Source organism: Allorhodopirellula heiligendammensis (genome assembly GCF_007860105.1).
In the GTDB taxonomy this organism is placed as follows: domain Bacteria; phylum Planctomycetota; class Planctomycetia; order Pirellulales; family Pirellulaceae; genus Rhodopirellula; species Rhodopirellula heiligendammensis.
In genome coordinates this window covers 665,266-680,644 of record NZ_SJPU01000003.1, presented here as the reverse complement: position 1 = coordinate 680,644, position 15,379 = coordinate 665,266, and the positions used below count along the sequence as shown (strand labels likewise).

Genomic DNA, 15,379 nt, shown 5'->3' with positions numbered 1-15,379 from the left:
ATCAAGGATCTATCAATGGTCGCAAATCCATCTCACCGAAAACTATCTCCCGACGACTCGCGGAATTCAGATTCGTATTTATTCGTGGGCCGCGAATCGAGTGAGCCGCCGCGCAGTGACGCGACATTCTGGAAACCTTCGAGAGGCACTGAGACACGTGGTATCCGGTACCAATATCTCACAGCTCGCCATTGGAGTTATCACCCACCTCGCATTTGAAAAAACCTTGCCGCTCTCTCGCCCGAGCGAAAAAAATTAAACACAGAGACGGAGACACGCTGGGATGCGAAGAAAATCAACCACCTCCTTTTGACCTCCCGCGTCTTCCTCTCTCCCCGCCACTTGCGACTCTGCGTCAATCTCGTTCAGCTTTGCCAATCACGTCTCTCTCCGTCCTGATCTCGCAGGACAGCGCTGCGACATTTCCCCCATCCTATTACGTGCGTAGAGACTATACGGCTACGCGGAACCACGGTGGTGCAAGTCGCCGAGGAGATCCTGACTCGATTTGGCAACGACGCTGACTTGGTAGGGGGACTGCCGGAAGTCGTCCGAGATCTGGTTCGCGATCGCTTGTCTCGGTGATCGAACGGAAATTGCATTCCCGTTGCGCGTACCGCCGATTTGATCATTCAGGATCTGACTATCGCTGGCTTAGACATAAATCGCATGAGATTTGCCGCCATTTCGCTGTATGCCAGTGATGAAGATCCGGTTTCCTTCGATCACAAGATTGGTGGGGTCAATCTGTTCGCGGGCGCGTCGCCCAAAAACGATTCCATTCTTAGAACAATCCGTGATATCGCTGCGAGGGTTTTTGAGAGGGCTAATCCGACTCGAGGGTACTTCGTTTGATGAAGAAACTAGACAACGAGTCAAAAGTACTCCTGGTCTCCAACGATACATGGCTGGCCGTGCGTTGTCCTGCCTGTATTGTTGGCGTCCTCCGTCGGGTCAATTCGATTCAGACGGCCGCGGTGGCGTGCCCGATCCAAACGACCAGAGTGCCCGGTCGGTGCGAATCAGCAGGTCGTTTCCCGCTATGACCACCGAGGCGTTGGTGGGTTCGTTGAGTTCGTTAACAGCGATCTCCTCATATTTGTCACGATTGGGCGCAAACACGGTTGTCCTACCGGATTTATCTAGCAAGAACATTCGCCCGTCGTCCGTTTGGGTAATGCTCGCCCAAGTCCCCCCGCCTCCGATACGTTTTCTCCATAGTTCATCGCCCGACAGGACATCGATACAGCTCAAGATTCCTTCCAGACCGCTGATATAGATCGCACCGTCGTGAGCGACGCCAGTGCCCAACCATCCTTTATCTCTCGGGCGATGCCACACCTGATGTGATCTGGTGACATCGCCTTGGCCGCCAACACGTACGGCGAGTGAAGCTCCGCCGTAACCTCCCAGCACGACGATCGTGTCGCCGGATTGCATCGGCGATGCATATGCCAAAGGTGCTGCGTCGCCAGACGTCCAAAGACGCGCGCCGGTCAATGGATCAAGTCCCTCCACACGACGCGGAAATGCGACGATCAGTTCATCGTGACCGCTAGCCGAACCACTGTTGGAGGTTCCATCAACGTGGACGATGATCGGCGTGTTCCAGGAGCCCCGCAGTCGCTCACTGCGAGGCTTATCGCTACTGAAATCGTTCGCACTGCCGTCATTCTCAGGCCCGCTCAGCATTCGCTCGGCCTCGTCATCAATCGAGTCGATTTCCCAGCGTGTTTCACCAGTGAACTTGTCGACAGCGATCATGAACTCCCGCTCGCCCGGGCCGAAGTTCAGCAGACACAAATCCTTGTACAGGATCGGGGAAGAACCGTAGCCCCACATGTGGTTTTGTTTCCCCAGGTCCCGACGCCATAATTCATTGCCATCGAAGTCAAAACAAACCAATCCTGCTGAGCCGAACCACGCGATAACGCGCTGGCCATCCGTCACAGGAGATGATGAACAGAATGGGTTGGTTCGATGGCTTGATTCCGGCCCAGCGTAGGCGATCCCGCGCCGCCAGCTTTCTCGACCGGTTTGTCGATCGAAACAAATCAGTGTCCGAAGATTGGACTCCGAAATGGGTTGAGTCAAGAATATTCGCTCACCCCACACGATCGGTGTCGAGTTACCCGCTTCGGGTAGATCGACACGCCATTGAACGTTGAGCTCCGGTCCCCAGGTGGATGGAACGTCCGTCGCGGAGGTTTTGCCAGTGCCGCTTGGACCACGCCACTGGGGCCAATTGCTATCTTCACTGATGCCGCACGTTGCCACTGCAAAATGGCTAATTGCGAGCAACAATCCGAAACAAATCTTCATCGGTAATATTCCTGTATCCAATAGTCGCTTATTTCGCGTTTTGGGTCGAACGTAAGAAAGTGCCAGAAGGCTTGGCAGAATCCAGTGATTGCGGATAACAAGTCATGTCGCCCCACGTCCAACCTCTTTTTCTCAAAGTCGGACCGCACGCACCATTAGACCTGATCATGCTTCGATCGGGTATCACTGCTGCCGGACTGGCCTCGATACTGCTTTTGCAAGCGAGGTATCGGCGAGCAAAGACGAATCAGGCGATAGTGCCATTGACTACGAGCAGCGCCGACGGTCGACACCATCGAGCAAAGAATCCGTCTGCAGCTTTCGCTTCGTGATCAATTGGTGAGTCTTTGTAATACAGGATTACTCTCACATACTGACTCGGTTTCGTTTTTTGACATGAGCTCGTCGAGCTGCTGAGCGACCGCTTCAGCAGCGGGCGATTGCAGCATGTGAGCGTGGTCACCGGGAACTTCATGAACAAAGGTTTCTCGTGTGACTTCACGCCATCCCAACAATGGATCATCAAACAGGTTGTTGGTCTTGCCTTGATCGCGCGGTCGAAACAGATGAACATCGCCAGCGAATGGCTCGGCTACATAGTCGTGGACGGCTTTGACGTTGGACTGGAACACACCGAACACGTGCGCGGCGTCCGGAGCGTTCTTGGTGGCGACAATATCATTCAATTCGTCGGGAACGATCCCTGCCTGCGAAGCTCGCTCGACGAAGAATTGAAGTTGATCAGCCTGGCTCTGCTGGCGAATTTCCTCCAGGTCCAAATTCATCGCTCCGGGAAACAACGCTGACAATAAAGGTAAAAAGTCTTCTTCGCGGAAATCGTCCTCAGGTGACAAGAGCCCTGAATCGAGCAACGCAATCACACCCACCGGCGTTCCTCGCAAGTCAAGTTGTCGGGCGACTTCAAACGCGATATTGCCACCCAAGGACCAGCCCGTGACATGCACGGTGCCTTCGGGATGAACCTCTCGGATCACGCGGGCATAGTGGGCGGCCATTTCTGCGAGCGTCTCATGGGGCGGCTGATTGCCGTCGATCCCGTTAGCCTGGACTCCGTAGACGGGTCTTCCCGAAGCGAGGTGCTGGGCCATTTCCAAATAGCAAAACACGGTCCCGCCCGCTGGATGAATACAGAACAGTGGCGGCAAGGATTCATTGAGCTCACGCGGAGCCGTATGCTCGCTCATTCTCAGCGGAATGAGTGTCGATCCTAACGCTGCCAATTCATCCTGATCGATAAGTGCGGATAGATGGGCGATGGTCGCATTCTGAAATAACGCCACCAGCGGCAAACGTTTGCCCATCAAACGCTCGACTTCACTAGTCATCCGCACAGCCAACATGGAATGACCGCCGAGATCAAAAAAGTCATCTTGAATGCCGATCGGGCGCGTGTCGAGTAACTCTTCCCAAATCGTCACCAGCGTCTGCTGAGTCGGTGTCGCGGGAGCCTCAAAGTGTCCCGCCCATGCCGGTCGACCAGCGGGACGCGGCAGTGCAGCCCGATCGATTTTCCCATTGATCGTCCGCGGTAGTTCGTCGAGAACGACGAATGCGGAAGGGATCATGTAGGCCGGTAACCGCGTGGTCAACTCATCGCGGAGGTGTTGGGTGAACCGGCGCGACGATTCGGTACCGATCGGGTTGTTGGCAAACACGCTAAGATCGAGTGGCGGGGAGGTCGACGCCTCGTCGGTGATCGTCGACAACACCGGCGTGATGTCGTTACCACGGTCAACGAGCATGTCAAATGCGGCGGGGTCAGCGTCATTCCAAGTTGCGATGGCACGCTCAGGAGCGGGGTGATCATTCTTGTTGTTGATCGCACCGCGATCGCTCGTTCCAATCGGAGGACGATCAGCGATCAAATCGTTGGGTTCGTGTAAAAATTGCGATTGAGCGTGCGTCTCCAAATGTACCTTCAGCTCGGCAACAGTCGTTGCCTTGGGAAGCGACTCGATCAGTTTCGCTAAATGGCAATCAAGCGCCACACGTTGGTTGAGGAGGCCGGTGTAGCGGGCATGTTTGGCTTCACCATCAAATTGCTGCGACAGACTTCGAGTCGGATCGCAAGCGATGTTTTCCACCCTCGGTGGAGAGTCAAGCGAATCGGTCTGCAACACGACGTCGTAGCGAAAACGACCGAGTTCGTTCGTCACAGCCGCGTCTTTCAACATGACTCCTGCGGCAGAGATCCGGGGAAACCATGCTGTCAAATGATCGAACATGCGTGGATCGAGCAACAACTCTTCCTCATGCTCAATCCTGGCAGCGATTCGATGCTGGAGTTCGTCTACCGACAGCGTGTCATCGGCGTGAAGCACTTCGATCGATGCAGCCATCGCGGACTGCAGCCGCAGATTGCGCAAGTCGCCCAGAAAAATCTTGCCACCAGGTGCTAAGTGGGCGAGCACGCCGTCGAGCACACGAAACAAGTAGTCCATACTGGGGAAGTACTGGACGACTGAGTTCAGAACGATGCAGTCGAAAGTTTGACCAGCAAGATGATCAAATTGGTCCGCATTAGCTTGATGCAACGTGACTTTGTCGCTCAATTCAGGCCGGCGGGCAAGTTCCCCGCGAATGTTCTCAAGCGATGACTCCAGCAGGTCCGACCCCACATAGCTATCGCAATGCGCGGCGAGTCTCAGGAGCAGCAGTCCGGTGCCGCAGCCGATTTCCAGTACATTGCGTGGTTGCAGGTCACGGATCCTCGAGACGGTTGCGTCTGTCCACTGTCGCATCTCGTCGGCCGGAATCGGATTGCCGGTGTACGTGCTGACCCAACCAGCGATGTTGAACGATGCGTCGAGTACGGGTGGTGCCAGTCGGTGTGTCTGCTCGAACAGGCTCCGCCACTGCGTGACATGCTCCGACTGCAGTTGTGCAGCGTAAGACTGATTCAATCCGTTTCGTTGTGGGACAATATAGGCAACTAGCTGCGGGTTGTCGCTATCATTTCGCTCGATCACCACGGCTTGCCGAACTTCATCGAGCGTCTCGAGGGTCGCTGCGATTTCTCCAGGCTCAACGCGGAAGCCCCGCAGACTGACTTGATCATCCGCTCGACCGACAAACTCAACCACGCCGTTTGACAACCACCGTCCCAGGTCGCCGGTGCGGTACATGCGGGCGTCCGATTCACCAGGACTGGCATCACAAGCAAAGGGATCCTTCAGGAACACCGCAGCGGTCTGTTCGGGCTGATTTAAGTAGCCTCGGCCAACACCGCGTCCGCCGATGTAGATTTCACCCGTAGCACCGATCGGCAACGGTTGGCGATGTTCATCCAGGATGTACATGCGCATGTTATGCATCGGGCTGCCGATCGGTGGCTTCTCACTCGACCAATTTTCATGCAGCGGCATCATCGAGCAGCCCACGGAGACCTCGGTCGGTCCATAGCCATTGAAGAGGCGCCGGCCCCCAGTGATCCAGCGGCGAGCGAGCTCTCCACTGAGTTTGTCCCCCGCCGAGGCCACTGTGCGCAAATTGGGCAATTTCTTGGGATCGAGCATCGAGAGCAAAGCGGGTGGGAACTTGCCCACACTAACGCTCTGATGATGAAGAATATCCGTCAGTGCATCTGGCACCAGCAGCGTTGCCTGATCCAGCACAATACTCGTCCCACCCACACCGAGGGAGTAGAACATTTCCGAGATCGCCCCATCAAAGGAAGGAGAGAATCCGAAGCTAAATCGATCGTCCGAAGAAAGCCCCATGCGATCGATCTGGGCGCGAATGAAATTGACGATACCGCGATGCTCAATCTCGACGCCCTTGGCACGCCCGGTGGATCCGGAGGTAAAAATGACGTACGCGCGGTCACCTGGGTCGACATGTGGAAACACCGGAGTGCTCGACACGTGACCGCGAGCGGCAATCCATTCCGCAGTCACCACGGCGACTGCAGCGGTATCAGCAGAGATTTGCTCGATGCGTGCCGCGGGCAGAGTAGGATCAACCGGAACGAACGTGCCTCCCGCTTTGAGCGTTCCCAGGACGGCAGCAAACAGGTCCACCGATCGTGGCAAAGAAATAACCACGGCCGATTCACGCTCAACTCCCATCGCTATCAGGTGCCCAGCAAACCAATCAGCGCGCGAGATCAATTCACGATAGCTGACGGTCTGATCGCCATGGATCACCGCAGCCTTATCGGGAAACCTCGCTGACTGAAATTCGACCAATTCGTGCAATAGGTAGGGTGCTGGATAGGCTTTTTCCGTCCTATTGAAGGTCTCAATGACTTGTTCGCATTGGTCGTGTGAGAGGATCGGCAAGTGGTCGATCGAGGTCTCCGGGGACTCGGTTGCCGCGATCAATAACGTACGAAATGAATCGATCAAACGCCCAATGGTTGCCCGATCGAACAGCGTCGATCGATACTCAACATGGCCGATCAACTGCTCGGATTCCTTCCATAGGAAGAATGTCAAATCATACTTAGCAGTTCCGTTATCAACGAGAATGGGTGACACCTCCAAACTGCCTTTCTCGCTGATGTCGCGGGGCAAATTCTGCATCACCAGTGCCGATTGAAAAATCGGTGAAAAGCTACGGTCACGCGTCGGCGCGAGTTCCTCGACAAGTCGTTCAAACGGGACGTCAGCGTGCTCGTGAGCCTCTAGTGTTCGCTGATGAACCTGCCCAATGAGGTCAGCGAAAGTGGGGGCATCATCCAAACGAATTCGCAGCGCCAAAGTATTGACGAAGAAACCGATGAGCGGCTCGATCTCGGGATGCACCCGTCCAGCCGACGCAGTACCGAGCACCACATCTCGGCTGCGGGAATACCGACCGAGGAGGACAGCCTCAGCGGCCATCAGCACGGCGAACGCCGTTGTATTGAGTCGCATCGCGAGATCATTGATTGCCTTGGTCAGGTCGAGCGACAATTCAAATTCGACCGTTGCCCCCATGAAATCCTGGATCGCCGGACGTGCTCGGTCCGTCGGCAGATCGAGCACACCGGGAGCGTCCGCGAGTGCCGATCGCCAATAATCCATTTGAGACTCGATGCGGTCGCTCGACATCCGCTCGTGTTGCCAATGGGCGAAATCGGCGTATTGAATCGACAATGGCGGGAGCGTTGGCGAATTTGATGCGTTGGCTGCTAGGTCGGTTCGGGCCACTTCGTAAACAAGCGTGAGCTCACGCAGCATCACAATCATCGACCAACCGTCGGAGATAATATGATGCATGACGAGCAGTATAACGTGTTCGTCATTGCCGGTCCGGTAAACGGTGACGCGCAGTAATGGTCCGTGCTCAAGGTTAAAGGGTGAGCGACCTGCCACGCGCATGCGTCGTTTCAGCTCAGCCTCAACATCTGAACTGGCCGATATGTCAAACCAAACGCAGCGAACACGCATGTCAGCATGGATGGTTCGCTGTGGCTCGCCATCGACGAGGTGGTACGTTGTACGCAGCGACTCGTGCCGGATGACCAATTGATCAACAGCCTGCTGCAGCGCATCACGATCGAGCGGACCGCGCAGTCGGGCTGCGAGCGGCATATTGTAGAATGGATCATCCTTGGCAATTTGATCAACGAACCACAATCGACGCTCGGCATCGGAAAGTTGCTCGTCACATCCAGCCGGACGTGGAACGATGTGGGAGCTCCGTGCCCCCGCGCGCTCGAGCAGCATTTTCTCAAGCAATGCCCGCTTTGCCGGCGAGAGCGAGGCTAGCCGTTTCTGGATATCGGACATGTGTTTCCTGTCGAATGAATGGACGTAGGCATCGTCGTTGGTGCGTTTGGGCTCCTCGAGGTGCATTCCGCGGAGTCAGACAACTCGTTCGGTGACGGCGAGCCGACTGCCAATTGCTGGTTCAGGAAACAGAGCAATTGATCGCGATGAGTACGCTGATAGTCTGTCGGATCCGCTTGCCCGATGAAGTCGATCGCGCGAATCAGAGGGCGTTCACCAGGGTGCTCACCAACTCGCCAATCATTCTCAAGGGACTCGGAAATGTGATGTTCGGCGAGCAACCGGCCGCGACACATCCGGCGGATCCGGGGATGCAGATACGCATCGTCATAACCCTTCGCGGCGTCGGGGACACGATGTTTATTGAAAATATCGCCGTCAAATTCGCCATACTCCATCGTGACGATGTAGTAATGTGCATTGCCGCTCAAATCGCTATCGAGGATGTAATCGACCGCTAAGTTCTCGTGATATCTGGCCTCGCCGGTCTCATCATCCACCACGAGACAATCACCCAGAAATCCAGGTTGATGCATCAATCCAGCCGCGGAGCTGACCTGTGCGGTAATCTTGTCTGCTATTTCCTCGGCTGTTGCCGAAAAGTGGTCGGCGGGCAGCGGTGCGCCCATATATCGCTCAGCAATAATATTAAACAATGCCGCCGTGTTGAAACGGAAGCCGTGCAATACGCTCGACATCGTCTTCTTAAGGTCCCGAATCTGCGTGATCGTCCCAGCGTAGAATACGCCTGGCAAATTGGTCGATTCCCAGGCACTCGTCATTGCAGGCAAACGATCTTCGCAGCCCATATCGGGACGACAATCATCAGCAAAAAACGTCGGATCCCATCGGAATCCGGTGCAGCACAGGACGCGGTCGTAAGCGAGCGAAGCTCGCTGGCCCTCGGCATGCGAAAATGTAATTTCGACGTGGTACTCACCATCCACCTTTTGGATGCTATCAACAGTCGCGTCGAGAACCGAATTCTGTCCTTTCAGAATATAGGTATCAAGAAAACTATTATTGATTGCCCGCAAATGGCCGAAAAAGTGTGTTTGCCAAGCCATCTTGATGGGGCTGGGGCTGCACAGATGAGTCACCCGTGTCGCTGCGGTAAGGTGATCGGCGGTCTCGAATGCGGAATTGCCTTTGCCCAAAATCAGTACACGTTGACCCGCATAGTCATCAGGATCCAACGACATATCCATGTAGTTTTCGGTCAGCTCGATGCCCGGGATCTCAGGAATGTAGGGTTTCTGCACCCCCACAGCAACGACCAAACAGCGGACGCGATAAATCGTGCCGTGATGATCGCGGAGCACGTAGCCTTCGTCATCACCACAAGCCTTTTCCACCGACTCGACACGCGTGTTGAACTGGATATCGAGGTCGTAGCGTTCCGCGAAGTCTCGCGTGTAGCGGGCGTAATCCAACGTACTCGGAAAGTATTCTTTGGAGTACTTCGTGAACGCCATCTCGTCGTCATCGCATAGCAATGAATTCCAATCGTATCGCAATTGAGAAGCACGATCGGTGTAGCCGGTGTGGATCTTGTTGATCGACAGTAGCTTTCCGTGCCGGGGGTACTTCTCCAAAAAAGTGCCAGGACGATCATTCGCTTCGAGGATCAGATAATCGTAGCCGGCTTTTTTCAGAAAATAACCTAACTGTACACCGGCGGGTCCAGCACCAATGACAAGGAAATCAATTTCGCGTTCTTGATTTTGTGTGATCATGATTGAGATGTCTCGTCGAGAGCACGGATAACTTCGTCGTCCGAAAGTGAGTCGAGTTGGCCGAGCAGGCTATTGAGATCGTCCTCTTCGGTTTCGGCCTGGTGCATGACGATGGCCTCGGCCAACGCAGCAATGGTGGGTCGTAGATAAACTTCTTTTAGCGGTAACTGCACATCAAAACGTTGACGCAATCGCGCAAACAGTTGAGCCGCCATCAAGGAATTGCCGCCTAAATCAAAAAAGTGATCGTGGCGTCCTACCGTTTGGCAACCGAGAACCTCGCACCACAATTCGGCCAAGGCAACTTCCAATGGCGTCTGCGGTGGTAAACTACTGCTATCAGATCCTTCCTGAGAATCGATTGGCAACGACTTGTAATTGGTTTTGCCTGCGGCAGTCTGTGGGAGGCTGTCTAGCCATACGATGCTCGCTGGGATCATGTAGTCAGGCAACGCAAGGGTTAACTGATCAACGGTACTCGCCACGCTCCCCGGACCGCAGCAGAACGCGACGACTCGGCTGCCACCGGGAACGTCGCCTTCACGCAGTACCACAGCAGCACGGTCGACGCCGTCGCACTGTTGCAATACCGACTCAATCTCGTCGAGTTCGATCCGGAAACCGCGCAGTTTGATCTGACGATCGCTCCTGGCTAAAAACTCTAGGTCGCCATCGGGCCGTCGGCAAACATGGTCGCCAGTTTTGTAGAATCTCGTACCTTGATCGGTAAAAAACTGTTGATTGGTTTGCGTTTCATTTTGCCAATAGCCACTTGCCACGCCTGCCCCCCCAATCTCCAACTCGCCGGCGACACCAAACGGTGTGCGTTGTCCGTGACGGTCAACCACTCGGCAGATTGTGCCTGCGATAGGACGGCCAATCGTGATATCGTCTGCCGATTCAATGCGTTTGATCATGGACCACACGGTTGTTTCGGTCGGCCCGTAAACATTCCACAGCTCGCAGTTGGTCGCGAGCAGGTCGCGTGCCAAGTCGGGAAGTAACGGTTCGCCACCGCAGAACAACCGCGTCGCTGGGGCGGGTTGCCAGTTCGTGGACAATAACATTCTGAAACCTGACGGCGTTGACTGAATCACCGTAGGTCTCGACTGCGCAATTGCCTCGATCACCGATTCCGGGTCATCACCAATACGATGCGCCGTCATGCAAACATGACCTCCACACCACAGCGGCAAAAACATCTCCAGCAACGAAATATCAAACGACATCGTCGTCACGGCGAACATTGAGTCCGTTGCTGTCAGGCCAGGCTGATCCGCGAAAGAGGCCAATAGATTAGATAGGTTGCCATGCGTAATCGCCACACCCTTCGGTGTACCTGTCGACCCAGACGTGTACATCACGTAGGCTAAATCGGAGGCATGGTTTGGAAGCGAATTGGCAGCGACCTCAGATTGCTCGGCGCCCTGGGTCCATGCATCAAAACGGACCTGGTTTAGCACCAGCACGGGTCCGGCGTCAGCGATGATCTGGTCACGCCTCTGAGTTGGCAGATCCAGTTCAATTGGCACGTAGGCAGCAGCAGCCTTCCAGATCCCGATGATGGCAACAATCGCATCGACCGACCTCGGCATTTCAAGTGCCACGAGCGAACGCGCAGACACCTCTTCGCGAAGCAGAGCCCCCGCAATTAAGTCGCTCAACTCGTTGACGTCACGATAGGTCAGACCACGTTGATCGTCTCGAATTGCGATCGCGTTAGGTTGCTGGGCAGCATGCTCACGCAGTCGGTCAATTACGAACTCGTCAGTGTCGCGACCAAGCGTCGTGCCCTGCTCGGCAGCTGCAATGACGTCTTTCTCTGCTGCAGAAATGGTGGTTAGTCTGGCGGGAAGATCCACGGGCGAAAAGTCGCGGCTGACTCCTCGCTCAGCAACCACGGTGGTGGGTCCATCCACAGCATCGATGGTTTCTGCAAACTGGTGAATCACGCTTTCGATCGACGCCAAAATTCGCTCACCCAGATCACGAGAAACCTGTTCGCCAACGACCAGCGTTAACTCGGTTTGAACTGCCGGTTGGATGATGAGCGACAGGTCGTACGCAGTGACAGCCGAGTAGTCTGGACTCACGGCGACGACGTTGACATCACCGATGTGAGTGATCGATGCGACTGGAGGTTGATACAGGAACATCACCTGGGAGAGTGGCATCCGCAGTGGATCGCGACTGCCGCCTGTGGCCGTTACGACATCTTGAAACGGCACGTCGGCGTGGTCAAGATCAGACAGCAGCGAGGTACGCGTGTTCGATAGTGTGTCCGCGACGGTTCGCTCGTGGTCGACTTGGGCTCGATAAACTATAGGATTGACGAAACAGCCAATCGTGTTTTGAAGATCCGAAGACGGGCGATTCGATGTGGGGATCGTGATGCCAAAGTCCGTGCTATTGCTGTATCTTGCCAGCACTAACTCATATGCAGTCAGATACACCATTGACGGTGTCATCTGCAATGACGTGGCCAACTGATCAATCCGCTTAGCGATCGATTCGGAGATGGACGCTGATATCGGACCGCGACCGGACGTGGTTGCGGCAGCCTGCCTTCCCTCTCTGAGCGAACCGAGTTGGGGTAAGTTCAACTCGGTAGGCATGCCGGCCAAGCGCTGGATCCAGTAATTCAGTCGCGACTGGTTGAGCGTACAGCGTGAGCTTCCCCGGTCCCACGCGGCGAAATCAACATAGTGCATCGCGGACGCTGGTTTGCCGTCTGCTCCGCCGCCCAGCATTTCACTGGCATCATCCGCAAAATAGCTTTGCAGTTCACCGAGCAAGATTTGCAAACTACTCGCGTCACAGACGAGGTGATGAAACACCATGTCGATCCGGCTGCCGCCCGACGGCATGAGGGTTGTCGCCACCCGCATCAGCGGTGCGTCACTCAGATTGAACGGCGCCGTCAAAAAATCACGCGATGCCGAGGCCAACTCGTTCTCGGGGTGTGAATTGCCGTCGAAGCTCTCGATCGGAACCGCCTCGGCATCACTGATCGTCTGCCAGACATCCCCATCGCCTTCGATGATGCGGGCTCGCAGCATGGGATGCCGATCCAGCATACGCTGACAGGCCGCTTCGAGACGCGCCTTTGAAATCGGTTGATCGAGATGGATACTGATAGGAACGTGGATGAATGCGTTTGTTTGCCCAAGCTGATCGAGCAGCCAGAACCGCTGTTGCGCCGTCGACAGCGGGTGCTTGTCGCTCAGGGACATTCCCGTTGACGAGATGGTCGCCGATGACCTTTCATCGCAACTACGCGAATCCACGGTCGCGGCAAAATCCACTAGCTTGGGACTTTGGAACAGTGCCGACATGGGAACCGAAGTCGAGAACTGCTCACTGACTTCCAGCAGCATGTTCGCAATCAACAGCGACTCACCGCCTAGATGAAAAAAGTCATCATCGCGACTAATCGTCTCCATATCGAGGATGCGCGACCAAATGTCGGCAATGCGTTTTTCAGTCGAAGTGCGAGGTGCATCGAACTCGCCAGCGGGTGCTGATCGCAAGTCCCCCGATTCCCAGCGCGCGATCTCGATCAGTTCACCGTCCAGGAACAGCTTCTTCGTGTCGGTCCGCCGTAACTTGCCACTGGATGTTTTGGGTAACGATCCGCTCCGGACGAGCACGACGGCCTGAGGTGTGACCTGAGCCTGCTCGGCAATCGCCGCTACTACGAGGGGTAACAATTCAGCGGCAGGAAATTTCTTGGGGCGCCATAGTTCCTGGATCACCACCATCTCTTCACTCTCACCGTTATCAATGCTCAGAGCAGTGCCAGTGTCCGGTTTGAAAGCTTCACTGGTCGATTGGACGATCTGTTCGATGTCATGAGGGTAGAAGTTACGCCCAGCGACAATGATCAACTCTTTGAGCCGGCCGGTTACGATCAACTCGCCCTCGACTCGCGCCGCCAAATCCCCAGTACGCAGATAGCTTCCGGTTGTCCCGCGGGCGAGTTTTTCGTCTGGCGACCGAGCGAGTTTGGCTCGGAAGGCGAACTCTGTCGCCTCCTCGTCACGCCAGTATCCCGAGGCCACCGAACTGCCTTGTATCCAGATTTCTCCAACACGACCGTCCGGCAAGACTTGGTGCGTCTGCGGATCGACAATTTCATAGTCAAGCCCAGAGATGGGGGTACCGGAACTCACGAGTTCCAACGTCGGTACCGTGCCGTCAGGTCGGAACAACGAAGTGGTCCGATTTGGATTGTTGATCGATGGTTGCAGCCGGTTTGAACTCGGCGACACCAGCTGAACTTCCCCCAACTGCAGTGCTTCGGCATCGGCGTGAAATGTCTTGTAAGGTTCTCCCAACCGGGATCCTGTGGCCATCACGGTGGTTTCGGCCATCCCGTAGGCTGGTGAGAAAACACCTGACCCGAAGCCATATCTCGCAAATTTTTCTTCAAAGCGACGGAGCGTCGACGCGCGAACCGGCTCTGCCCCCGCAACGGCGACCTTCCACGAGCTCAAATCCAGCCCATCGCATTCAGCATGATCAATCCGTCGCACGCACAATTCGTAGCCGAAGTTCGGCGCACCGTTGCTTGAGCCGTTGTAGTAGTCAATACAACGCAGCCATAGCAGGGGATTGCGCACAAAATCCGCAGGCGAGATGATGACTGTTTCCACACCTCGACAGATCGGCAACAGAATCCCCCCAATCAATCCCATGTCATGATAGGGCGGCACCCACTGCACACTGCGGGCACCATCAAAATGAATGCGTTCAATGATCGCCGATAGATTGCTGAGCAACGTGCGGTGCGTGAGCACGACTCCGCGTGGGTTGCCAGTCGATCCCGACGTATACTGCAGCAGCGCAACGTCATCGGGTTTGGGCAGTTGGCAGTCCCAACGATCGGCATCCGCGATGCCGATCTCATCCACCGCAATGGCGCCATCGTCGGGCATCTGCCACAGGGAGCTGACGGAGTCGCCAATCGTCGCCCGGTCGCTCAGCATGATCTTCGCACCCGCATTCTCGATGATCGCCTTGAGCCGCGGCAGGGTGTGCTGCAAACGCAGCATCTGCGGGGGATAGATCGGCACCGCAATCGCCCGCGCGTACAAGCAACCAAACAGCGAGGCGGCGTAATCCGCTCCCGGGTCGAGCACAACGAGCACAGGTTTTCCCACACCACCCCGCAGCTGAATCTCTGCCGCGATCGCCCGGGCTCGAGCATCGAGTTGCCGGAAACTCAGCCGCTCATGCTCGCCTGGTTCCCCAATCACATGCGTGAACGCGGGCAGCTGAGCAGTCTTTCCACGCGCGTGATTTCGGCAATAGTGCACGAGCGTCGACACATTGGAAGCCTCATTAGAACTCGGCGTCCAAACGTCCGACACTTGCGTTGGCAATTCGATTCCGGTTTCGTAGTCCACGAGCCAATTATATGAAAATGGGGCCATCGGATACGGCCAACCCCCATTGGCTAGCCGCCATTATCGCAACCGTCCGCGCACGGTTTACCCAGACCTCCTAATGTAGCCCACAAAACGGCGAACAAGAGTGGGGGAACTCCGTCACTACCGCCTCGTCGTCGGCGACAATGGTAGGAAT

At 55.6% G+C, this 15,379-nt stretch carries 4 protein-coding genes; all 4 read right to left on the bottom strand.

The genetic code is table 11. The features are described from left to right. Positions 1–954: 954 nt before the first annotated feature. The 4 genes from Poly21_RS22455 to Poly21_RS22440 all read right to left on the bottom strand — a co-directional run bounded on the left by Poly21_RS22455 (position 955) and on the right by Poly21_RS22440 (position 15,201). On the bottom strand, positions 955–2,322 hold the full coding sequence (locus tag Poly21_RS22455) for an outer membrane protein assembly factor BamB family protein (RefSeq protein WP_146409265.1): 1,368 nt from the start codon (positions 2,320–2,322) through the stop codon (positions 955–957). A 332-nt stretch (positions 2,323–2,654) separates the two neighbouring features. Next, a complete protein-coding gene (locus Poly21_RS22450; protein WP_302120198.1) occupies positions 2,655–8,057 on the bottom strand; it encodes a non-ribosomal peptide synthetase in 5,403 nt (1,800 codons plus the stop codon). Further along, a complete protein-coding gene (locus tag Poly21_RS22445) occupies positions 8,033–9,793 on the bottom strand; it encodes an NAD(P)-binding domain-containing protein (RefSeq protein ID WP_146409264.1) in 1,761 nt (586 codons plus the stop codon). Before Poly21_RS22445 ends, Poly21_RS22450 begins: the two co-directional genes overlap by 25 nt. Next, on the bottom strand, positions 9,790–15,201 hold the full coding sequence (locus Poly21_RS22440) for a non-ribosomal peptide synthetase (protein WP_146409263.1): 5,412 nt from the start codon (positions 15,199–15,201) through the stop codon (positions 9,790–9,792). The genes Poly21_RS22445 and Poly21_RS22440 overlap by 4 nt, the downstream gene beginning before the upstream one ends. Positions 15,202–15,379: the final 178 nt, after the last annotated feature.

Excerpts from the sequence above, each read along its gene's own strand:
- Poly21_RS22445 (WP_146409264.1), bottom strand. The coding sequence starts at position 9,793 with ATGATCACACAAAATCAAGAACGCGAAATTGATTTCCTTGTCATTGGT.
- Poly21_RS22455 (WP_146409265.1), bottom strand. The coding sequence starts at position 2,322 with ATGAAGATTTGTTTCGGATTGTTGCTCGCAATTAGCCATTTTGCAGTG.
- Poly21_RS22450 (WP_302120198.1), bottom strand. The coding sequence starts at position 8,057 with ATGTCCGATATCCAGAAACGGCTAGCCTCGCTCTCGCCGGCAAAGCGG.